Below are 22,312 nucleotides of genomic sequence, written 5' to 3' on the forward strand. Positions count from 1 at the left end.
GCGGTCGATCGGATCCGGCGTCAGGAGGCGTTGGCCTTCTCGGCCGATTCCTTCTTGGCGGCCGCGGGCAGCGGCGCCGGCTTCGCAGCCTCGTAGAACTCGTCGCGCGGGGACTGGATCGCGCCCAGCGAGACGACCTCGCGCTTGAGGAACACGGCGAGCGTCCAGTCGGCGAAGACGCGGATCTTGCGGTTCCAGGTCGGCATCGCCATGCCGTGGTAGCCACGGTGCATGTACCAGGCGAGCCTGCCCTTGAGCTTGATCTTCACCTTGCCCACGACGATCATCGCCACGCCCTTGTGCAGGCCGAGGCCCGCCACGGCGCCCTTGTTGGCGTGGCTGTAGTCCTTCTGCGGGAAGCCCCGCATGCCGGAGACCACGTTGTCGCCGAGGACCTTGGCCTGGCGCAGGGCGTGCTGGGCGTTCGGCGGGCACCAGGCGTTCTCGTTGCCCGCCTTGCGGCCCACGAGGTCCGGCACCTGCGCGTTGTCGCCCGCGGCCCAGATGTAGTCGGTGCCGGTGACCTGGAGGGTCGGCTGGGTGTCGACGTGACCGCGCGGGCCCAGCGGGAGGCCGAAGCGGGCCAGCGCCGGGTTCGGCTTGACGCCGGCCGTCCACACGATGGTGTTGGAGTCGACCTCGAGGCCGTTCTTCAGCACGACGTGGCCGTCGACGCAGGAGTCCATGGAGGTGGAGAGGTAGACCTCGACACCACGGCCCTCGAGGTGCTCCTTGCCGTACTTGCCGAGCTTGGGACCCACCTCGGGGAGGATCTTGTCGGCAGCGTCGACGAGGACGAAGCGCATGTCCTCACGGGACACGTTCCTGTAGTACTTGGCCGCGTCCCGGGCCATGTCCTCGACCTCACCGATGGTCTCCGCACCCGCGAAGCCGCCACCGACGAAGACGAAGGTGAGCGCCTTGCGGCGGATCTCCTCGTCCGTGGTGGAGTCGGCCTTGTCGAGCTGCTCGAGGACGTGGTTGCGCAGGCCGATGGCCTCCTCGATGCCCTTCATGCCGATGCCCTGCTCGGCGAGGCCGGGGATCGGGAAGGTACGGGAGACCGCGCCCATCGCGATGATCAGGTAGTCGAAGGGCAGCTCGTAGGCCTCGCCGACGAGCGGCGCGACCGTGGCGACCTTGCGGTCCTGGTCGATGGTGGTGACCCGGCCGGTGAGGACCTCCGCCTTGGGGAGCACGCGTCGCAGGGGGACGACGACGTGCCGCGGGGAGATGTTGCCGGCGGCGGCTTCGGGCAGGAAGGGCTGGTAGGTCATGTACGACCGCGGGTCGACGACGGTGACGGTCGCCTCGCCGTAACGCATCTTCTTCTGGATGCGCCGAGCTGCGTACAGGCCTACGTACCCACCGCCTACTACGAGGATCCTGGGACGCTCCGTGGTGCTCATGCCATCGAGTATCCACCTCTCCGAGGGGGTGGGTTCGTGCGCCCCTTCACAAGCTTGGGTAGCGGTCGTGTTACACTTCCCGGCTTTTGTGATCAAGCCCATGCCGGGGGCCGGGAACCAGGACCCTACGTGACCCGTTGTCAATGCCGCGTGAGCTGCCTCTCTTTGATTCCGGCGACAGCCCGAACCCTCCGAAGGGGCCTCGGGGGTGCCCTCCCGGACGCCACCCGCTCACACCTTCTGAACACGTTCAAAGCAGCCCAGGGGGCCCGAAAGGGTCAACCGGACTCAGTTCTTCGGCCTACCGGGGCCATTTCCTTGTGAAGAACTTCACGAACTTTCCCGCCGACACCCCTCGAAAGGGCCGGTCGGCCCCTTCCCCCGGCCGCTCAAACGGTATCCACGCTGCTCAGCGGAGTGCTGTTCGGCGTCCCGTCCGTCGGTGTCACCGCGCCCCCGCCACCGACTCATCCCGACCCATCCCGGCTGCGCCGCAACGCTCTCCCACGACCGCACCGTCCCCGTCCGGCGCGCCTCACGCCCCCCTGCGCACGCACCGCCTCCAGCGCGTGACCGCGAGGATCATCGCCACGGTGCACCTCGCCCCCGGGGTCCGGACCGTGACCACGTGAACCGGCAGCCGCCGTACGGACCGGGGGGCGGCCCGTGCCCCGAAAGCTCCGGCGTCGAGGAATTCGCCCGCCCGCCAGGGCTCCCGGGATGCGGACCGCGCCCCCACGTACACGCACACCTACGCCGCCGACCAGGCGATCCCGTCGAGGATGTCCCGCGAACGCGCCTCCCACGCCTGGCGACGTGTACACGAAAGTGCGTACACTTGATCCATGACCGACAACACCGTGACCGTCAGGGAAGCTCGCGCACACCTGGCGGAACACATCAACCGGGCCGAGGAAGGCACTCCGACCGTCATCACACGCAACGGCGCCCCAGTCGCCGCGGTCGTGCCGATCACCGACTTCGAAGCACTGGAAGAGGCCGCCGACGTGATGCTGGCTCGCGAGGCGGAAGCAGTCCTGGCCGACGGCGGACCCACCGTTTCGATGGCCGAGCTGCTGGCGGATCTGTTCGACGAGCGCGGTGAAGGCGCGGCGTGAAGTACGCGTTCAGGTTCACCACGGCAGCACAGCGGCAGATCCGGTCCATCAGCCGACTTGATGCCATGCGCATCCTGACCGCGCTGACCGCGCTCGGTGACGATCCGTACCGCGAGGACGCCGACGTCAAGAAGCTCACCGGCCCATCAGGGCTCTACCGGCTCCGGGTCGACAGCTACCGGGTCGCCTACCAGATCAACGACGGTGAACTCGTCATCCTCGTCGTCAAGGTGGGCGACCGACGGGACGTCTGCCGCAACCTGTAGCGTCCCGCCGCTCCCCCCCTCATCCCTCGTCGATCGCCAAGGACCAGGCGATCCCGTCGAGGATGTCGTGTTCGCTGACGACTACCTCCTTCGCGCCGGTGCGTTCCATGACGGAGAGGAGGACCAGGGCGCCCGCTCCGATGACGTCGACCCGGCCCGGGTGCATGGCGGGGATCGCCGCTCGTTCGGCGTGGGTGGCGTGGAGCAGCCGGTCAGTGATCTCGCGGACGCGTTCCAGGGTGACCCGGGAGTGGTGGATGGCCTGCGAGTCGTACGCGGGCAGGTCCTGGGCGATCGCCGACACCGTCGTGACCGAGCCGGCCAGGCCGACCAGGGTGCGGGCCTCGCGCAGCGGTACCGTCCGCTCGGCCCGGTCGAGGGCGGCCTCGATGTCGGCCCGCATCGCCGCGATCCGTTCCTCGGTCGGCGGGTCCATCACCGCCCCGTCCACCAGCAGGTGCCGCTCGGTCATCCGTACGCAGCCCACGTCGACGGACCGGGCGGCGCGTACGTGGTCGTCGCCGACGACGAACTCGGTGGAGCCGCCGCCGATGTCCACGACCAGGAACGGGCGGTGCAGGTCCGCACGGCCCGTCAGTTCCTTGGTGGCGCCGGTGAAGGAGAACTCGGCCTCCTGGTCGCCGGTGATGACCTCGGGCTCCACGCCGAGGATGTCCAGCACCCCGCGCACGAACTCGTCCCGGTTCTCGGCGTCGCGGGAGGCGGAGGTGGCGACGAAGCGCAGGCGCCGCGCGCCGTGCTCCTTGATGGCCTCCGCGTACTCGCGGCAGGCGGCGAACGTCCGCTCCAGCGCCTCGGGGGCGAGCCGGCCCGTGCGGTCGACGCCCTGGCCGAGCCGCACGATCGTCATGCGCCGGTCCAGGTCGGTCAGTTCACCGGTCGCCGGGTCGGCGTCGGCCACCAGGAGCCGGATCGAGTTGGTACCGCAGTCGATGGCGGCGACTCGGGTCATCGGTCGTTCTCCTCGATCGGCTTGGCCGCGAAGGAGCCGCCGTCCGAGCTCTCCACCTGCCCTCCCTCGCCGGCGGGCGGCTCGGCGACCGTCACGCACGGGCCCTTGCGCCACCACTCCGGCAGCATCGCGAGCGCCTCGTCGCCCAGCGGGTTGACCCCGGGGCCGGCGGCCAGCGAGTGGGCAACCAGGACATGCAGGCACTTCACCCGGTCCGGCATCCCGCCGGCGCTCGGGAAGTTCTTCAGTTCCTCGATCTCGTCGCGGCGCCGGATGTAGTCCTCGTGCGCCGCGCGGTACGCGGCCGCCAGCTCCGGGTCCGCCGCCAGCCGCTCCGTCATCTCCTTCATCACGCCGTTCGCCTCCAGCGTTCCGATCGCCGAGGCGGCCCGGGGGCAGGTGAGGTAGTACAGCGTCGGGAAGGGGGTGCCGTCGGGCAGCTTCGGCGCGGTCTCGACGACGTCCGGCTGTCCGCAGGGACAGCGGTGCGCGATGGCGCGCAGCCCACGCGGGGGCCGGCCGAGCTGCTGCTTGAACGCCTCGACGTCCGCGTCGGTCGGTTCGGTGCGCGAGGTCGTGGGCGGGGGCGTTTCCATACCTGTCTTCCTGCGGTTCTCGGCGGTTCTCTACGATTGTCTGCGCGGTTTCCGCGCAGGTCTCCGTACGACAGGCCGGTGCCGTCGTACGGGGTCGTCCGCGGTCGTGCGGCCGACCCTGCGGGTTCCGGTGAACCGCAGGGCATCAAGGCTACGGCTCCGGGCTCACCGCTCGGCCGCGTCGGACTTGTCGACGCCGTCCCAGACGTTCGCGTACCAGGGGCGGTCGGCCGATTCGCGGTCGGCGCGCGGCTGCTCGGTCGCGTCCGGATCGATCACGATGTAGCCGGTCTCGCCGGGCATGACGTAGTGCAGCCGCGCGCGGACCTGCTGCTCGGCATAGGCGTCGTCCTGCCAGCGTGCCTTCATGTCGCGCAGGTGCTCGACCCGCCGGCGGGTCTCGTCCTTCTCCTGCTGGAGGTCGGCGATGTCGGCGCGCTGGGACACGTACTGCCGCATGGGATAGGCGAGGGCCACGATCAGCGAGCAGACCACCAGGGCGAGCAGCGCGGCCCGGCCGGTCAGCCGGGAGCGGCGGGCCTGGCGCTTGGTCTGCGAGCGGTAGACCCGGGCGGCGGTCTGCTCGCCGATCAGCCGGATCCTGGTCGCGGTGGAGAACCGGTCCCGGTCCTTCACGGCCATGTCCCGCCTCCCGTTCCCCTGCCATACGCACGTACGTCCCCGGACACGGTACGGGACCGCGTCCGGGGACGTAGGGACTACCGGCCAGGACACGACCTGGGTCGTCATCCCGTACGGGTCAGCCCTTGCTGTGCCTACCGCTCCGCGGAGCACTGTGCCTACCGCTCCGCGGAGCGCTGTGCCTACTGGTCCGCGGAGCGCTGTGCCTACTGGTCCGCAGAGCGGAACCGCGGGAAGGCGCTGCGGCCCGCGTACACCGCGGCGTCGTCGAGGATCTCCTCGATGCGCAGCAGCTGGTTGTACTTGGCGACGCGCTCGGAGCGGGCCGGGGCACCGGTCTTGATCTGGCCGCAGTTGGTGGCGACGGCCAGGTCGGCGATGGTGACGTCCTCGGTCTCACCGGAGCGGTGCGACATCATGCACTTGAAGCCGTTGCGCTGGGCCAGCTCGACGGCGTCCAGGGTCTCGGTCAGCGAACCGATCTGGTTCACCTTGACCAGCAGGGCGTTGGCCGCGTCCTCCTCGATGCCGCGGGCCAGGCGCTCCGGGTTGGTGACGAACAGGTCGTCGCCGACGATCTGGACCTTGTCGCCGAGCTTGTCGGTGAGCGCCTTCCAGCCCTCCCAGTCGTCCTCGAACAGCGGGTCCTCGATGGAGACCAGCGGGTACGCCTCGACCAGCTCGGCGTAGTACTCCGTCATCTCGGCGGCGGAGCGCTCCTTGCCCTCGAAGACGTACGTGCCGTCCTTGTAGAACTCGGAGGCGGCGACGTCGAGCGCGAGGGCGATCTGCTCGCCGGGGGTGTAACCGGCTTCCTTGATCGCCTCAAGGATGAGGTCGAGGGCCTCGCGGTTGGAGCCGAGGTTCGGGGCGAAGCCGCCCTCGTCGCCGAGGCCGGTGGCCAGGCCCTTGCTCTTCAGGACCTTCTTCAGCGTGTGGTAGACCTCGGTGCCCCAGCGCAGGGCCTCGGAGAAGGACTCCGCGCCGATCGGGGCGATCATGAACTCCTGGATGTCCACATTGGAGTCCGCGTGCGAACCGCCGTTGAGGATGTTCATCATCGGCACCGGCAGCAGGTGCGCGTTGGGGCCGCCCAGGTAGCGGAAGAGGGGCAGGTCGCTGGCCTCGGAGGCGGCGTGGGCGACGGCCAGGGAGACGCCGAGGATGGCGTTGGCACCGAGGGAGCCCTTGTTGTCGGTGGCGTCCAGGTCGAACATCGCCTGGTCGATCAGGCGCTGCTCGGTGGCGTCGTAGCCGACGAGCTCCGGGCCGATCTGCTCGATGACGGCGAGGACGGCCTTCTCGACGCCCTTGCCCTGGTAACGGTCGGGGTCACCGTCACGGAGTTCGATGGCCTCGAAGGCGCCGGTGGAGGCGCCGGACGGGACGGCGGCACGACCCGTGCTGCCGTCGTCGAGGCCGACCTCGACCTCGACCGTGGGGTTGCCTCGGGAGTCCAGGATTTCCCGGGCTACGACGACGTCGATGGACGGCACGAGCATCTCCTTCATGGATGTGACGTGGTTCAGCGGGGCCACGGGGCCCTGCGGACCCGAGCCTATCCGGCTCGGCGCGATCGGCCATCCGGTCGGCCGCTTCGCGGACAGAACCGAGAGTAAATTGTTTCCGAACGGAACAAAGGCGGTATCGGAAAACCGGGGGACGGAAGGCCCGCTCCGGCACCGGGCACGGACCGGCTCCGGCACCGCGGACGTACCGGAGCCGGCACCGAACACGGAAAGGCCCCGCCCCGGCGCGTACGGGGGATACGCACCGGGGCGGGGCAGGACCCCGTGGGGGGCGGGGACGGGACGTGCGACTGCGGCCTTACTTCAGGTGCAGCTGCTGGCCCGGGTAGATGAGGTCGGCTTCCTCGACGATGTCGTCGTTCAGCTTGAACAGCTTGTCCCAGCCGCCCTTGACGTCGTGCTCCGAGGCGATCGAGCTGAGGGTGTCGCCCTTGACGACCTTGTACTCGCCGTCGCCCTTCTCGACCTTCTCGCCGGTCGGGGTGGTGACGGTCTTCTTGGCGGCCGGACGCTCGTCGGAGCGGGAGGCCTTCTGCTCGGCGGAACGCTCGGGAGCGGCCTCGGTGTTCTGCTTCGGGGACTCCTGCTGCTGGGACTGCTGCGAGGAGCCGCTGTCCTGGTTGCCGGAACTCTGGTTGCCGGAGCTCTGGTTGCCGGAGCCCTCGGTGGAACCGCCACCGCTGTAGGCGGCGTTGGACAGGCCCTTGCCGCAGACCGGCCAGGCGCCCTTGCCCTGGCCCGCGAGGACCTTCTCGGCGATCTCGATCTGCTGGGCCTTGCTGGCCTGGTCGGCGGTGCCGGCGTGCGCCGTGCCGCCGTAGCCGGCCCAGGTGGAGGCGGAGAACTGCAGGCCGCCGTAGTAACCGTTGCCGGTGTTGATCGACCAGTTGCCGCCGGACTCGCACTGGGCGACGGCGTCCCACTCGGAGGCGGTGGCGGCGGAAGCGTTGCCGGCCGCCATCAGCGGGGCGGCGACGGCGGCACCGGTGACGCCGGCGACGGCGATGACACGGGTGGCCTTGGACGGACGACGGTGCTTGCCCTTGCCGGAAAACAGCATGAAGGATCCCCTCACCGACGCCTACGAGGTGAGCTGTCGGGTTCGGGCCGGTTGAGTTGCCCGGCCGCGTCCCTCACGGGACACGACTTCACCCCTAGCCGCATCCGGCATTCCTCACCGGATTCGGCGCCTACCTTGGGTCCCCCGCTCCTGCCTACGGCGCATGACGCGTCGACTGTTCCCGTGCTGCCACTGGCAGGATTCGGCGTGGCGGCAGCCGGGGCCCGCGTTGACGAGCGGTCACGACCGTAGACACGGGCTCAGCGGATTATCAAAGACGATCAGGGCTTCTGAGACCTATCTCTCATCGCCTTTAAATCGGACATTCGTCGCGAACTATGACCTCAACTGGCGCTTTTGAGGCACTTTTTCGCCCGCCGGTTCGATTGCCGCCCAGTCACCGCCCGGACGGTTCCCAGCCGCGGCCGAGCCGCGGCTCGGCCGCGGCTCGGCCGGGAAAACCCTGCCGCCCGACTGTCGCCCGACTGCCGCCCGGATATCAGCTGTTGTCCGATTCGGACCCGAACGCGAGCGCCTGACCGGGAAGGACGAGGTTCGGGACGGCCGCGCCCAGGACCTCGCCCCCTCCGTTGTACTCGGCGAGCCATCCGTCGCCGAAGGCAAGGGAGTCGGCGGCGGCCGAGGAGTCGCTCCCGGCGCCCGTGCCGGAGCCGCTCGACGGGGACGAGCCGTCAAGGCCGCGCGCAAAGCCAAGACCGCCGCGCGAGGCGTGCCGGCCGGAGGATCCGGCGTCACGGTCCTCACGCACCTCTTCCTCGGCGCTGGCGCCGCGATGGCGGCCGCTGCCGGATTTCTCACCGTCGGCCGATCCCGAAGCCTCGCCCTTATCGCCCGACTTGTCCGAGTCGCCATCCTTGGCCGAGGCGGAGGGAGACGGGGAGGCGGAGGGGGAGGCGTCGGGCTCGACCGATCCGTCCGCACCCTCTTCCTTCTCCTTGCCGTCCGCGGCACCCTTTGCACCCTTGGCGCCCTTCGCGTCCGACGAGGAGCCGGAGGACTGGGACGGCGACGGGGTGGCGGACCTCTCGGAACCGGACTTGCCCGACGAGCCGCCCTCCGCACCGGTGCCGACGTCGAGCACGGGCGAGTCCTGGCCCAGGCCTCCCAGCAGCCCGCAGGCTCTCCACGCGCCGACGCCCTGGTCGGCGAGGATCTTCTCGGCCACCGCTATCTGCTGGCCGCGGCTGGCCTGGTCGGCGCTGGTCGCATAGTCGAGGCCGCCGTACTTCTCCCAGTCGGCCTGGGTCAACTGCAGGCCGCCGTAATAACCGTTACCGGAGTTCTGGCTCCAGGAGCCACCGGACTCGCATTCGGCGACGCGGTCCCAGGTGGAGCCGTCGGCCGCACTGGCCGCGCCGGCCCCGAGGAGGGGAATCGCGATGGCCGAGCCGGTCACTCCGGCCGCGACGAGGAGAGCCGGAGCCTGGCGGGGGCGACGGTGACGACCGTTCCCGGAGAGCATGCGGAGACCTTTCGCAGACAACGGTTGCTCGCACGGCGATTCGAACTGTGGTACCGCAAAAGCGGGACGCCGCGCTTGATGGGTGAACGTATCCGCAGTCGAACGCTTGTCACAAGTTCATGCCGCGCAGATCACATGCAGATCACAGAACTGATTGGGCGTCACTTTTGTGCCGGTCCCGTCCAGGTTCGACGGACCGTGTCCACAGCGGACCTGACGGTCACTTGCGCGAGGGTGAAGGGCCGTCGGAGGGCCGCCGGAGGCCCGCCCGGAGCGGACTCGACGACCATCCGGGTCATTTCGGAACGCGTGCCGAACACGGTGCTTCGTAGGCGACATCACATCGGCGGCGCGGTGAATCGCACCGGCAGTGTGCGCAGTCCGCGCATGATGAGTCCGCCGCGCCAGCGCAGTTCGGCCGGGTCCACCGCGAGTTCGAGGTCCGGCAGGCGGGTCAGCAGCGTGGCGAGCGCGGTCTGGCCCTCCAGACGGGCCAGGGGAGCGCCGAGGCAGTAGTGGATGCCGTGGCCGTACCCCAGATGCTGGTTGTCGCGCCGTGCGAGGTCGAGCGTGTCGGGGTCGGCGAACCGCTCCGGATCGCGGTCCGCGGCGGCCAGGACGACGAGGACCGGGTCGCCGGCCGAGATGTGCTGCCCGCCGAGGGTGAGCGCCTCGGTGGCGAACCGCCAGGTGGCCAGTTCCACGGGCCCGTCGTAGCGCAGGAGTTCCTCCACCCCGGTCTCCAGCAGTCCGCGCTCCCCGGCGGCGAGGGACGTCTGCAGGCGCTCGCGCTGCCCCGGGTGGGTGAGGAGGGCGTAGGTGCCGTTGCCGATGAGGTTGACGGTGGTCTCGAAGCCCGCGAACAGCAGGATGAACGCCATGGCGGCGGCCTCGTTCTCGGTGAGGTGCTCACCGTGGTCGGAGGCACGGATCAAACCGGAGATGAGGTCCTCGCCGGGGGCGGGTTCGGCGGGCAGGGCCTCTCGCTTGCGGTGGATCAGATCGGCCAGGTAGCCGCGCATCTTCTTCACCGACCGGGCCACGCCACCCCTGGGACCTCCCTGGTGGCGGATCATCATGCCCGCCCAGTCACGGAAGTCGTCCTGGTCCTCCCGGGGAACGCCGAGCAGGTCGCAGATGGCGTAAATGGGGAGCGGGAAGGCGAAGTCGTGGATGAGGTCGGCGGAGCCGCTGTCCGCGAACCGGTCGATGAGCCCGTCGGTGAGCTCCTGCACCCGGGGCGCGAACTCGGCGACCCGGCGCGGTGTGAACGCCTTGCTGACCAGTCTGCGCAGCCGGGTGTGGTCCGGCGGGTCGATGTTGAGCAGATGCGTCATCAGCTCGGCCTTGCGTTCACCGGGGATGCCGGTCTTCCCCTTGGCGTGCGCGGGCTCGTCGTGGTGCGCCGGGTTCTTGGAGAGGCGGGGGTCGGCGAGGGTCTGCTTGGCGTCGGCGTAACGGGTGACCAGCCAGGCCTCCACCCCGCTGGGCAGCCGCGTCCGGTGCACGGGCGCGTGCTCCCTCAGCCAGGCGTACGCGGGGTAGGGGTCACTCGCGAACTCCCAGGTGAAGAGTTCGGGGGCGCCCTTCTCGGGCTGGGACTGAAACTGGGGCTGGGGCTGGGGCTGGTCGTTCACCGCTCGACCGTATCCGGCGGCAGGCGGGAAGGTGCGCCCTGCTCTCCACGACGGCTGCCCGACGGCACGAGGGCAAGTTCGCCCCGCCCTCCACGACAGGTACCCGACGACACGAGGGCAAGTTCGCCCCGCCCTCCACGACAGGTACCCGACGACACGAGGGCAAGTTCGCCCCGCCCTCCACGACAGGTACCCGACGACACGAGGGCAAGTTCGCCCCGCCCTCCACGACAGGTACCCGACGACACGAGGGCAAGTTCGCCCCGCCCTCCACGACAGGTACCCGACGACACGAGAGCAGAGGCGTCTATTCCCCCACACCCTCCGCGGCCCGTATCGCGTCCCGGTAGGCCCGGGCGGCCGCGCGCAGCGCCGCCTCCGGGTCGGCGCCCTCCGCCTCGGCCCGCACCGCGAGGCCGAGCAGTTCGTAGCCGATGCCCTCCGCCCGGGGCAGGGGAACGTCCAGCCCGGCCGTACGGACGCGGGAGGCGAGTTTGGCGGCGAGGGCCAGTCCCGGCTGGCCCAGCGGGATGCCTTCGGTGACCGAGGCGCGCCGCTTCTCGACCGCCTTGGTGCGCAGCCAGTGCTCCTTGACCTCCTCGGGGGTGGTCGCCGTCTCGTCGCCGAAAACGTGGGGGTGACGGTGGACGAGCTTGGCGACGATCCCGCCGGCCACATCGTCGACGGAGAAGGGCTCCTCGGGGTGCTCCTCGGCTATCCGGGCGTGGAAGACGACCTGGAGGAGGACGTCGCCCAGTTCCTCGCGCAGTTCGTCCCGGTCGCCCTCCTCGATCGCCTCGACGAGTTCGTACGCCTCCTCGATGCCGTACTTCGCCAGGCCCTTGTGGGTCTGCCGGGAGGACCAGGGGCACTCGGCGCGGATGCGGTCCATGACCTGGACGAGGTCGAGCAGACGGGCGCCCGGCAGGTCGTAGGAGGCGGGGAGCAGTTCCAGCTCCGGCATCGGGACGCGGCCGGTGCCGGCGAGGCGGGCCAGGCCGTCGGTCAGGGCGGGCTCGCCCTCGCCGGTCGCCACGACCACCACCGTCCGCCCGCCGGCGCAGGCGCCCACCAGGTCCTCGGCGGTCGGGGACGCCTCCTCGACCGGTATGCCCGCCTCGCGCAGATACGGCAGCTGCGGGTGGGCGCCGTCCGCGCACAGCACCTTGTCGGCCGCGTGCAGGATCTGCCAGGCGGACCAGGACAGCAGGCCGGGCGCGACGCGGTGGCTGGTGGTGAGCAGGACGATGCGGCCGGTCGGGACCGCGGAGGGTGCCGCGGGGCTGGTTGCGTTCACGATCCGAAACTAACCCACGGCGCCGCCGGCCCCCGAAAGTTGTCCACAGGAGGACCGGCCCGGTGTGAAAGTACGCCTGACGCGTCGGGCGGTCGGCCGGCCCGTCAGGCGACCGGCTGGGCTCCGGCTGCCCCCGTGACCTCGCGCACCCACGGGGTCACGGCGTCGACGCGGCTGCTCTTCTCGTCGTCCCAGGTGCCGTAGCGCGGGTTGAGGTCGACGTCGAGCTTCTTGCTCGCCTCGGACAGCGCCTGCCAGAACTCGGGCCTGCTGGTGTCGGTGCCGAGCCGCTGGGCGAGCTTCTGGGCCTGGAGCTGGAGGCGGAGGTTGCCGTCGAGCCGCTCCGGCGGGATGCCGTACTGCTGCAGCCAGGCCGACTCCAGCGCCTCGGCCCCGCCGGCCTGCTCCTCCAGACCGGACCGCATGCCCTGGATCTCCTTGGGGGTGACCGTCACACCGGCGTCGCTCGCGGCACGCTCCAGCACCCGGTCCAGGACCATGCTGTGCAGGGTGTCGCGGGTGAGGCTGCCGGTGCGGGCGATGGCCTGCTCGTACTGGGCCTCGTCCGGCACCGCGGCCTGCTGGGCCGCGCGGATCTCGTTGACCCGGTTCTCCAGCTGCGACACCGTGATCCGCTGGCCGCCCACGACGGCCGCCGCCCCGGGACGGGCGTCGTTTCCGCAGGCGGTGAGCAAAGGGGCCGCCGCGGTGAGGGCGGCGGTGAGGAGGAGCGCGGTGCGGCGACGGCGGTGCAAGGAGACCTCCTGGGGAGAGCTTGTGCGGCGGTGCACAAAGTCCTGCGGTGATCGATGGTAGGCAGCGGCCGAGCTCTGGCCAACCCATTCGACCAACGATTCACCGGGACTTCCGGCACCGCCGCGCAGCCACCGGCCCGGCCGGGTTCCGAAAGGGGACGTCCTGCCCCGCTATCCGCGCACCTGCCCCAGCCACTGCAGGGTCCGGCGGATCTCGCCGGCGAGCGGGTGGCCGGGACCCTGGGAGCGCTCCACGTCGTGCAGCAGCCGGGCCAGGGTCTCGTGGGCCGCGGGACGGTCGCCGAGGGCGAGCAGGAGGTGGCCGATGCGGCGGCGGACGTCATGGGCGAGCTGCGGGTCGCCCGCGGCCACGTACTGGTTCTCGTAGTACGGCAGCAGCGCCCGGTACTCGGAGAGTGCCGCCGTCGGCTGGCCGAGCTGCTCCAGGCACTGGGCGGCCTCGTAACGGTGGCGCAGGGACTGCGGGTCGGCCTGGCCCGCCTCGGTGGCGCGTTCGTCGGCGAGGCGCCGCAGTTCGGGCAGTGCGCGCCGGTACTGGCCGTCGTCCAGGAGGGTGGCCGCGTACTGCTTGCGCAGGGTGCGGACGACCGGGGAGTGTTCGCCGTGCTGTTCGGCGGCGGCGGGCAGGATGCCGCCGAGGATGTCCACGGCCTGGGTGATGCGGCCCTCCCCGAGCAGCCGCTTGACCTCGTCCACGGCGGCGGCGACGTCGGCCTTCTCCGCGGCGGGCGCGGGCGGTGTGGCGGGGGCGGGCTGGGGCGCGGGAGTGCGCGCGCGGTCCGGCCAGGGGGCGTGCGGGCGCAGGAAGGGGCGCGTGGGGTCGAGAGGCGCCCCGGTGGGCGTGCCCCTCGACGGCAGCAGCAGCGTCAGGTGTTCGTAGACCTCCTGGGCGGAGGCGGGGCGGTGCTGCGGGTCCTTGGCGAGCAGGCGCAGCACCAGCGCCTCCAGCGCCTCGGGGACCTCCTGGCGGACCTGGCGCACCGGCACCGGCGCCTCGTAGAGGTGCCGGTGCAGCACGCCGAGCGCCGTCGAGCCCGCGAAGGGCACGTCGCCGCTGAGCAGTTCGTGCAGCAGCACACCGAGCGCGTACAGGTCCGTGTACGGGCCGACCGCGCCGCCCATCGCCTGCTCGGGGGCCATGTAGGCGGGCGAGCCGATGGGGGAACCGGTGTGCGTCAGGCGCGTGGTGTCGCTGTCCATCACGGAGGCGACGCCCAGGTCGAGCACGGTGACCGTGCCGTCCTGCTTCACCATCACATTGCGCGGCTTGAGGTCGCGGTGGACGATCGGCACGGCGTGCACCGCGCTCAGCGCGGCACACAGCTGCGCGGCCACCGACACCGCCCACTGCCACGGGTACGGGGAGTGTTCGGCGAGGTGGTCGCCGAGGTCGGCGCCGTCGACGTACTGCATGACGAGGAACAGGTCGCCGTCCTCGCTGCCCGCGTCGTGCACGGTGACCAGGCCCGGATGGTCGACCTGGGCCGTCACCCGGCACTCGCGCACGAAGCGGCGGCGCAGTTCGTCGGCCTCCGGGCCGGCCACCTTGTCCGGGCGCAGGATTTTCACCGCGACCCGCCGGTCCAGCCGCTTGTCGTAGGCCGTCCAGACCTGCCCCATGCCGCCCTGCCCGATGAGCGTGGACAGTTCGTAGCGGCCGGCGACGACCCGTTTCGCCGTCACGCTCACCTGTCACCCCGGTCGTTGCCGTGGCCCTGGCCGCCGTCACTTCTGCGCAGGTAGTCGCTGAGCTCGTCGAGTTCGGCGCGCACCTGGTCGATACGGGCCGGCCCGGGGCGCTGCGGCGGCTGCGCCGGGGGGACGGAGGAGGGCGGCGTGTCGTGGTGCGACACGGGCGTCGGAGGCAGCTGCCCCCCGGGCTGCGGGACAACCGTCTGCACGTACGGCGACGCGGGCTGCGGGTAGCCGTACGGGAGGGGGGCGCCGCCCGGCGCGTGCATCGTCGCGGCGTAGGGCGACTGCGGGCCGTGCATCCCGTGCCGGTGCAGCAGGCGGTAGTGGCGGATGTCCATGGTCAGGTAGTACGCGGCGGCGCCGGCGCCCAGGGACAGGAGAAAGTAGAGGGCGACATCGGTCCGGGGGTCCGTCTCCGGCAGCGAACCGATCACCATCAGGAGGGCGAGGGACAGCGGCAGGCTCACCCAGGCCATCAGCCAGTCGAGGAAGCGCCCGCGCAGCACCGCGACCCGGAACAGCGGCACGCAGGCCAGCAGTCCGCACGACAGGAAGCCGGCGGCGGCGATCAGCACGCGCAGGGTGATGACCGTCGCCGTGCTGCGGTGGGGCGGCGCCGCGCCGTGGCCGTACATGACTGCTCCTGGACCGGTGTAGCCGATGGGACAAGTGAAGTGGTGCGGGTCCGCGAGTCTGCGCGGAGCAGAACGCGGTGGGGAGTCCGAGCGTATAGGCCGACAGGGACAACCGGTCCCGGTGTGTACCGAACCGTTGCCGTCCTGACCGTCTCGTCCTCCCCCGCGCCCCGTCCGCCCGGAGAACGGACGGCGGGCGCAGGGGGGTTCACGAAACGGACGGAGCGGGACAGGTCGCCCCGCGGCCGCACGAGGCGACGGTCAGCCGCCGCACTGGCGCAGCATCATCTCCTTGTCGGCGGTGGTCACCGGCATCTCGTACTTGACGGCGACCTGGGCGAAGCGGACCGCGTACGCGCACCGGACCTGTTTGCTGGGCGGCAGCCAGGCCGCGGGCCCGGAGTCGCTCTTGGAGGAGTTGGCGCCGCCGTCGACCGGGATGAGGTTGAGGGGGTCGTTCGCCAACTGCTCCCGCTTGGCGACGGACCAGCGGGAGGAACCCATCTGCCAGCTGTACGAGAGCGGCACCACGTGGTCTATCTGGACCTCGGCCGCCTTCTCCTTGCGCCAGTCGATGGTCTTGCCGGTGTACGGGTCGGCCAACGTCATGGCCACGACCACGCAGTTGGAGCCGGATTTGAACCGCAGTTCCTGCCCGTCGCGCTGGAGGAGGTCGTTCCGCGTGTCGCACCCGTTCCTCGCGAAGGGGACGCCGTCGGCCGTGTCCTTCCAGGCATAGCCGAACTCGTCGCGGTCGTATCCGGTCCCCGGTCCGCGCCCCTTGGTCCTCACCGTCTCGATGAGTTCGCGTCCGGTGGTCCGATCCGCCTCCCCGGTCAGCGGGGCGAGGCCCGGCTCGACGCCCTTCGGGTTCTCCAGGGGGCTGGCGACCCGTCCGTCCGGGACCTGTGCCGTGCCGTCGCCCGCGGCGGGAGAACCACCCTCCTCGAGGGCCTCGCAGCCGGCGAGGAGCAGCACGGCGGCGGCCAGCGCCGGGGCCGCGAGGCCGGTACGGCGCAGGACCCCGGGCGCGCCCTCGCGGCGCACCCGCCCGCCGGCCGCCCCCGCACGTCCCGCTCCGCCCCGCCGCACGCCCGCCGGGAACGTTGTCGAGTACCGCCTCACGGCACCCCCTTTTCCTGCACCTTGCGCCCGCCCCCGAACGGCCGGGATCTCGCTGTCTCCACGGTAGCCAGCGAGAGGTCCAGACCACATCACCGCAAAAGGGGCATTCGACGCACGTTCCGCGTAGGGTCGGTGCTGAGTCACCCGGGAAGGAGCTCCGGATGGGCATCTTCGACAAGTTCAAGAGCAGCCGCGCGGCACAGGACAAGGCGAAGAAGGCCTCCGACGCCGCGGAGAAGAAGATCAACGAGAGGACCGGCGGCAAGTACGAGGACCAGATCGACGCCGGGCAGCGGCAGGCCGAGGAACGGCTCGGCATGAGCCGGGACCAGGGCCGGGACCAGGACCGCCCCGGTCAGACGTAGCCTCCGGGACCCCGCCCGGCCGCCGGACCGGAACACGCCGGAACACACCGGGAAATCCGGACGATCCGTCGTGCGCGGCCCGGCCCCGCAAGGGGCCGGGGAGCCCGCACGACGGGACCCCCGGAACGTACGTCACCACGACCCGACGCGACTCCGATCCGGGAACCGCCCACGGACTCCCCTCCCCGTGGGCGGTTCCGCGCGTCCGGGCGGCCCGGGCACGGCGGAACCCGCCGGGTCACGACCCCAGGATCGACGTCAGGAACTCCCCGACCCACGCCAGCAGCTCCCGGCCGACCAACGGCTTCCCGCCCACCTTCGCGGTCTTCGGGCGGGGCACCAGCACCTGGTGCGCGGTCGGCTTGATGACCGTGCCGGGGTAGAGCCGCTTGAGGCGCAGCTCCTGGGACTCGCGCAACTCCACCGGCGCGAACCGGATGTTGCTGCCCTGCAGGACGATCTCGCCGACGCCGCACACGCGGGCGAGCATCCGCAGCCCCGCCACCAGCAGCAGGTTCTCCACCGGTTCGGGCAACTTGCCGTAGCGGTCGACGAGTTCCTCGCGCACCGCCTTGACGTCCTCCTCGCTGTCGGCGGAGGCGATGGACCGGTACGCCTGGAGTCGCAGCCGCTCGCCGGGCGCGTACGCGTGCGGGACGTGCGCGTCGACGGGCAGCTCGATCCTGACCTCGAGCGGCGGCTCCTCCTGGAGCTCGCCGGTCTCCAGCTGGCGCCGGTAGTCCGCGACGGCCTCGCCGACCATCCGGATGTACAGGTCGAAGCCGACGCCCGCGATGTGGCCCGACTGCTCGCCGCCGAGCAGGTTTCCGGCGCCGCGGATCTCCAGGTCCTTCATCGCCACGTACATGCCCGCGCCCATCTCGGTGTGCTGGGCGATCGTCGCGAGCCGCTCGTGCGCGGTCTCCGTCAGCGGCTTCTCCGGCGGGTACAGGAAGTACGCGTAACCGCGCTCCCGGCCGCGGCCGACCCGGCCGCGCAGCTGGTGCAGCTGGCTCAGGCCGAAGTTGTCGCCGCGCTCCACGATCAGGGTGTTGGCGTTGGAGATGTCGATGCCGGACTCGACGATCGTCGTCGACACCAGCACATCGAACTTCTTCTCCCAGAAGTCGACGACGACCTGCTCCAGCGCCGACTCCGACATCTGCCCGTGGGCGGTCGCGATGCGCGCCTCGGGCACGATCTCGCGCAGCCGGGCCGCCGCGCGGTCGATCGACTCGACCCGGTTGTGGATGTAGAAGACCTGCCCCTCGCGCAGCAGTTCACGGCGGACGGCCGCGCCGATCTGCTTCTCCTCGTAGGGGCCGACGAAGGTGAGCACCGGGTGGCGCTCCTCCGGCGGCGTGGTGATCGTCGACATCTCGCGGATGCCGGTGACCGCCATCTCCAGGGTGCGCGGGATCGGGGTGGCCGACATGGTCAGCACGTCGACGTTGGCGCGCAGCTTCTTCAGCTGCTCCTTGTGCTCGACGCCGAACCGCTGCTCCTCGTCGACGATGACCAGGCCCAGGTCCTTGAACTTCGTCTCGGAGGAGAACAGGCGGTGGGTGCCGATGACGACGTCGACCGAGCCCTCCCGCAGGCCCTCCAGGACCGCCTTGGCCTCCGTGTCGGTCTGGAAACGGGACAGCGCCCGCACGTTCACCGGGAACTGCGCGTACCGGTCGCCGAACGTGCCGAAGTGCTGCTGCACCAGCAGCGTCGTGGGGACGAGGACGGCGACCTGCTTGCCGTCCTGGACGGCCTTGAACGCGGCCCGCACCGCGATCTCCGTCTTGCCGTAGCCGACGTCGCCGCAGATCAGCCGGTCCATGGGAACCGTCTTCTCCATGTCCTCCTTGACCTCGGCGATGGTGGTGAGCTGGTCGGGCGTCTCCGCGTACGGGAAGGCGTCCTCCAGCTCGCGCTGCCAGGGCGTGTCGCCGCCGAAGGCGTGCCCGGGGGCCGCCATGCGCGCGCTGTACAGCTTGATCAGATCGGCGGCGATCTCCTTGACGGCCTTCTTGGCGCGGGCCTTCGTCTTGGTCCAGTCGGCGCCGCCGAGCCGGTGCAGGGTGGGCGCCTCGCCGCCGACGTACTTGGTGATCTGCTCCAGCTGGTCGGTGGGGATGTAGAGGCGGTCGCCGGGCTGGCCGCGCTTGGCGGGGGCGTACTCCACCACCAGGTACTCGCGGGTCGCGCCCTGCACGGTGCGCTGCACCATCTCGATGTAGCGGCCGACGCCGTGCTGCTCGTGGACGATGTAGTCGTCCGCCTCCAGGGTGAGCGGGTCGATGGTCTTGCGGCGCCGGGCCGGCATCCGGGCGCCCTCGCGGCCGGACGCCTTCTGGCCGGACAGGTCGGTCTCGGTGAGCACCGCGAGCCGGAGCACGGGGTCGACGAAACCGTGGTCGATGCAGCCGCAGGCGACGTGCACGAGAGACGGGACGATCTCGCCGAGGTCGCCCGTCCCCGGCTTCCCCTCGGCCCCGGCCAGGCGGGCCGGGATGCCCTCGCCGCCGAGCACCTCCACGGTGCGGGCGGCCGGACCGTGGCCCTCGGTGACGAACACCGTGCGCCAGCCGTCGGCGAGCCAGCCCTTGGTGTCGGCGAGCGCCCGCGCGGTGTCGCCCCGGTAGCTCTCCGGGGCGTGCATGCCGAGCTTGAGGGTGTCCGAGTCCCCCGCCCCGTCGCCGCCGGACGCGAACGCCTCGTCGGCGGCGAACGGCGACACCGACCACCACATCATCCCCAGCTCGCGGGCCCGCTCACGGACGTCCGCGAGGGACCGCAGGGAGGCCGCGCCGACGTCGATGGGCGCCTCGCCTCCCTGGGCGGTGGCCGCCCAGGACGCCTGCAGGAACTCCTGCGAGGTCGCGACCAGGTCCGCCGCGCGGGTCCGCACCCGCTCCGGGTCGCACACCACGCCCATGCTGCCCTCGGGCAGGACGTCGAGCAGCAGCTCCATGTCGTCGACCAGGACCGGCGCGAGGGACTCCATGCCCTCGACCGCGATCCCCTCGGCGATCCTGCCGAGCAGATCACCCAGCTCCGGGTGCTGCTCGGCCAGCACCCGCGCGCGCTCCCGTACGTCCTCGGTGAGCAGCAGCTCCCGGCAGGGCGGGGCCCACAGTCCGTGCTCGGCGACCTCCAGGGACCGCTGGTCGGCGACCTTGAAGTAGCGGATCTCCTCGACGTCGTCGCCCCAGAACTCCACCCGAAGGGGGTGTTCCTCGGTGGGCGGGAACACGTCGAGGATGCCGCCGCGCACGGCGAACTCGCCGCGCTTCTCGACCAGCTCCACGCGCGTGTACGCGGCGGCGGCAAGCGCCTCGACGGTCTCGTTCAGGTCGGCGCTCCACCCGGTCCGCAGCGCGACCGGCTCCAGCTCGCCCAGGCCCTTGACCTGCGGCTGGAGCACGGAACGCACGGGCGCGACGACGACCGACACCGGGCCCGTCTCCGGGTCGTCCGCGCGGGGGTGCGCCAGCCGGCGCAACACGGCCAGGCGGCGTCCCACGGTGTCGCTGCGAGGGCTGAGCCGCTCGTGCGGCAGCGTCTCCCAGGACGGGTACTCCACGACCTCCTCCGGCGGGAGCATGGAGCGCAGGGCCGCCGCCAGGTCCTCCGCCTCCCGGCCGGTCGCCGTCACCGCCAGCACCGTACGGCCGGTCTCCCGGGCGAGGGCGGCGACCGCGAACGGGCGGGCGGCGGAGGGACCGACCAGATCGACGTGCATGCGGTTGCCGTCGGCGGCCGCCGAGATCGCTTCCGCGAGGGCGGTGTCCTTGACGACGGCGTCCAACAGACCGTGCAGGCTCATTCGGGGCGCTTCCATCCGGAGGTGTGCAACACGACGGGCCCGACACGCGTCGCGGGCCGGGGGTCTCCAGCGTACGACGCCCGTCCCCGGACACCGCGCCCCGTCGGGCGGCGGACCGGGCACGGGGTGGCGGGCCGGGCACGGGGTGGCGGTGTCCGGAGCACGGCCTCGGACGACGGACGGAGCACGACTCGGGCGGTGTCCGGAGCACGGCCTCGGACGACGGACAGTGACGGACAACCCTCCCCGAACCGCCCGTGTCGCCACACCCGGTGAATCGTTGATACCACCGTGGCTACGGAAAGTTACGGCGACGTGCTGTTCTCATCGGCACGCGACAACGAACAGACACGTCTGGACGGGCTCACCCGGGCCCTGGACCCGGTCTCCTTCCAAACCCTGCACGACCTCGGTGTCGGACCCGGCTGGCGCTGCCTCGACGTCGGAGCGGGGACCGGTACCGTCAGCTCCTGGCTGAGCCGGACCGTCCACGGGCCGGTCACCGCGGTCGACCGCGACATCACGTTCCTGGCCCGGAAGCGGTCCCACCTCGATGTCGTCCACGCGGACATCAACCACACCGACTTCCTCCCGGGCGAGTTCGACCTCGTCCACGCCAGGCTGTTGATGATGCACCTGCGGCAGCGGGAGGAACTGCTGCCCCGCATGCTGTCCTGGGTGCGGCCGGGAGGGCTGCTGGTGCTCACCGACGGTGTCTCACTGCACCCCCGGCAGTACCACCATCCCGCCTACCGCGAGGTGATGACGGGGCACTTCCGCATGATGGCGAACGTGATCGGCAGCGACCTCCACTTCGCCTCCCGGTATCCGCAGATCCTCACGGACCTGGGACTGGCCAAGGTCGGTCTGCTCGCGCACCATCCGATCATCGGGATGAACCCGGGGTTCGCCACCTTCGTCGCGCACACGCTCGAACAGTCCGAGAGCCACCTGCTGGCCGACGGGATCGCCCAGGCCACGCTGGACGAGGCCGTCGCCCACGTGCGCCGGCCCGAGACCCGGGAGATGTTCATCGCGATGCTGACGGCGTGGGGACACAAACCGCACGGAGTCGACCGGTAGGCCCGCCCCGCCCCCTGCGCCGCACCTCTGTACCGCATCTCTGCTCTGTACCGCATCTCTGCGCCGCGCCCTGCGCCGCGCTCCCGTGCTCCGCTCCCGTGCTCCGTGCCGAGTCCTCCCGCATTCAGTGAAAGCAAGCCCCGGATCAGATGACCACAGTCCCTCCTTGCGCTCCACCCCCCGGCCCCCTGCCCGGACTCGACCGGCGCATCGCCGAGTTCACCTCTTCCCGCACGCGCATGCTCCTGGCGGGCGACGGCCTGACGACCGTCCTCCTCGAAGCGGCGGCGAGGGCTCCCCTGCACGTCCGGATCACCCACACCGCCCGGCTGTCCGCGCACGCCCTCGACGACCCCGGTCCCCGGACCGCGCTGGGTCTCGAGGCGGGCCAGCCGTGCCTGCTGCGCCGGACCCGGCTGGTCACCCCCGCCGGGGTGCCCGTCTCCGCCAACGTCGTGGTCGCCGCGGCCGACCGCGACGCCGACGTGGACGCGGTGATGCCGGCCCCGCAGCCCCTGGGGTACGCGCTGGCCGGCCGGGGCCGCCGACTGGAGCGGCGCCTGCTCCATGTCGGCCGCGTCGCCTGGCCCGAGGCCCCGGACCGGACCTGCGCGTCCAAGACGTACCTGATGTGCCACGCGGGCGGGCCGCTGGTCTTCGTGCGGGAGATGTTCAACCCCGCCTACTTTCCCGCCGGCACGGACGGGACGGCCCCCGCGCATGAGGCGTGCCCGGCGCACGGTCCGACCCGGCCGGCGCCCTGAAGGCACCCGCACGCACGAAGCCGCCCGGCGCCGGTGGCC

Annotated in this window: 19 protein-coding genes and 1 riboswitch; of the genes, 5 read left to right on the forward strand and 14 right to left on the reverse strand. The window is 71.4% G+C overall.

The window, feature by feature from the left end:
• Nucleotides 1-20: 20 nt before the first annotated feature.
• Nucleotides 21-1,409, reverse strand: a complete 1,389-nt coding sequence (locus OHB56_RS17605; RefSeq protein WP_055626883.1) for an NAD(P)/FAD-dependent oxidoreductase — start codon at nt 1,407-1,409, stop codon at nt 21-23.
• Between the two features lie 845 nt (nt 1,410-2,254).
• On the opposite strand from OHB56_RS17605, the gene OHB56_RS17610 reads away from it, so the two are divergent.
• Together OHB56_RS17610 and OHB56_RS17615 are read left to right on the forward strand one after the other, a co-directional pair.
• Nucleotides 2,255-2,527 (forward strand): type II toxin-antitoxin system Phd/YefM family antitoxin, encoded by a 273-nt coding sequence (locus OHB56_RS17610; protein WP_361454999.1) that lies wholly within the window; start codon nt 2,255-2,257, stop codon nt 2,525-2,527.
• Nucleotides 2,524-2,793 (forward strand): type II toxin-antitoxin system RelE/ParE family toxin, encoded by a 270-nt coding sequence (locus OHB56_RS17615; protein WP_406354349.1) that lies wholly within the window; start codon nt 2,524-2,526, stop codon nt 2,791-2,793. Before OHB56_RS17610 ends, OHB56_RS17615 begins: the two co-directional genes overlap by 4 nt.
• A gap of 19 nt (nt 2,794-2,812) precedes the next feature.
• On the opposite strand, the gene OHB56_RS17620 is transcribed toward OHB56_RS17615, so the two are convergent.
• The 12 genes from OHB56_RS17620 to OHB56_RS17675 form a co-directional block, all read right to left on the reverse strand.
• Nucleotides 2,813-3,766: an exopolyphosphatase gene (locus OHB56_RS17620; protein ID WP_406354351.1), complete on the reverse strand. Its 954-nt coding sequence runs from the start codon at nt 3,764-3,766 to the stop codon at nt 2,813-2,815.
• On the reverse strand, nt 3,763-4,362 hold the full coding sequence (locus tag OHB56_RS17625; protein WP_326753119.1) for a DUF501 domain-containing protein: 600 nt from the start codon (nt 4,360-4,362) through the stop codon (nt 3,763-3,765). Before OHB56_RS17625 ends, OHB56_RS17620 begins: the two co-directional genes overlap by 4 nt.
• 165 nt (nt 4,363-4,527) lie before the next feature.
• The gene (locus tag OHB56_RS17630; protein WP_388440594.1) at nt 4,528-5,004 is read right to left on the reverse strand and encodes a septum formation initiator family protein; all 477 of its coding nucleotides are present in this window, start codon (nt 5,002-5,004) and stop codon (nt 4,528-4,530) included.
• A 206-nt stretch (nt 5,005-5,210) separates the two neighbouring features.
• Nucleotides 5,211-6,500: a phosphopyruvate hydratase gene (gene eno / locus OHB56_RS17635; protein ID WP_326753121.1), complete on the reverse strand. Its 1,290-nt coding sequence runs from the start codon at nt 6,498-6,500 to the stop codon at nt 5,211-5,213.
• A gap of 331 nt (nt 6,501-6,831) precedes the next feature.
• Nucleotides 6,832-7,593: a transglycosylase family protein gene (locus tag OHB56_RS17640; protein ID WP_326753122.1), complete on the reverse strand. Its 762-nt coding sequence runs from the start codon at nt 7,591-7,593 to the stop codon at nt 6,832-6,834.
• A 3-nt stretch (nt 7,594-7,596) separates the two neighbouring features.
• Nucleotides 7,597-7,765, reverse strand: a riboswitch (cyclic di-AMP (ydaO/yuaA leader).
• A 327-nt stretch (nt 7,766-8,092) separates the two neighbouring features.
• The gene (locus OHB56_RS17645; protein WP_326753123.1) at nt 8,093-9,076 is read right to left on the reverse strand and encodes a transglycosylase family protein; all 984 of its coding nucleotides are present in this window, start codon (nt 9,074-9,076) and stop codon (nt 8,093-8,095) included.
• A gap of 338 nt (nt 9,077-9,414) precedes the next feature.
• Nucleotides 9,415-10,713: a cytochrome P450 gene (locus tag OHB56_RS17650; RefSeq protein WP_326753124.1), complete on the reverse strand. Its 1,299-nt coding sequence runs from the start codon at nt 10,711-10,713 to the stop codon at nt 9,415-9,417.
• A gap of 307 nt (nt 10,714-11,020) precedes the next feature.
• A complete protein-coding gene (locus OHB56_RS17655; RefSeq protein ID WP_326753125.1) occupies nt 11,021-12,010 on the reverse strand; it encodes a nucleoside triphosphate pyrophosphohydrolase in 990 nt (329 codons plus the stop codon).
• 104 nt (nt 12,011-12,114) lie between these two features.
• Nucleotides 12,115-12,765, reverse strand: a complete 651-nt coding sequence (locus tag OHB56_RS17660) for a SurA N-terminal domain-containing protein (RefSeq protein WP_406354355.1) — start codon at nt 12,763-12,765, stop codon at nt 12,115-12,117.
• A 171-nt stretch (nt 12,766-12,936) separates the two neighbouring features.
• Nucleotides 12,937-14,433, reverse strand: coding sequence for a serine/threonine-protein kinase (locus OHB56_RS17665; RefSeq protein ID WP_326757029.1), 1,497 nt, complete (start codon nt 14,431-14,433; stop codon nt 12,937-12,939).
• A 38-nt stretch (nt 14,434-14,471) separates the two neighbouring features.
• The gene (locus OHB56_RS17670) at nt 14,472-15,116 is read right to left on the reverse strand and encodes a hypothetical protein (RefSeq protein ID WP_406354357.1); all 645 of its coding nucleotides are present in this window, start codon (nt 15,114-15,116) and stop codon (nt 14,472-14,474) included.
• 261 nt (nt 15,117-15,377) lie between these two features.
• The gene (locus OHB56_RS17675) at nt 15,378-16,136 is read right to left on the reverse strand and encodes an HNH endonuclease family protein (RefSeq protein WP_406359121.1); all 759 of its coding nucleotides are present in this window, start codon (nt 16,134-16,136) and stop codon (nt 15,378-15,380) included.
• Nucleotides 16,137-16,402: 266 nt separating this feature from the next.
• Between OHB56_RS17675 and OHB56_RS17680 the strand changes: the two genes are divergently transcribed.
• Nucleotides 16,403-16,606 (forward strand): antitoxin, encoded by a 204-nt coding sequence (locus tag OHB56_RS17680; RefSeq protein ID WP_326753128.1) that lies wholly within the window; start codon nt 16,403-16,405, stop codon nt 16,604-16,606.
• A gap of 238 nt (nt 16,607-16,844) precedes the next feature.
• Here OHB56_RS17680 and mfd read toward each other — a convergent pair whose 3' ends face one another.
• Complete coding sequence (mfd, locus tag OHB56_RS17685; protein WP_406354359.1) at nt 16,845-20,426, reverse strand: transcription-repair coupling factor; 3,582 nt, start codon at nt 20,424-20,426, stop codon at nt 16,845-16,847.
• 291 nt (nt 20,427-20,717) lie between these two features.
• On the opposite strand from mfd, the gene OHB56_RS17690 reads away from it, so the two are divergent.
• Both OHB56_RS17690 and OHB56_RS17695 read left to right on the forward strand, forming a co-directional pair.
• Nucleotides 20,718-21,509, forward strand: a complete 792-nt coding sequence (locus tag OHB56_RS17690; RefSeq protein ID WP_157869491.1) for a class I SAM-dependent methyltransferase — start codon at nt 20,718-20,720, stop codon at nt 21,507-21,509.
• A gap of 149 nt (nt 21,510-21,658) precedes the next feature.
• A complete protein-coding gene (locus OHB56_RS17695) occupies nt 21,659-22,273 on the forward strand; it encodes a hypothetical protein (protein ID WP_406354362.1) in 615 nt (204 codons plus the stop codon).
• Nucleotides 22,274-22,312: the final 39 nt, after the last annotated feature.

Origin of the sequence: Streptomyces sp. NBC_01635, from assembly GCF_045209715.1 — a bacterium.
Classification (GTDB): Bacteria; Actinomycetota; Actinomycetes; order Streptomycetales; family Streptomycetaceae; genus Streptomyces; species Streptomyces hirsutus.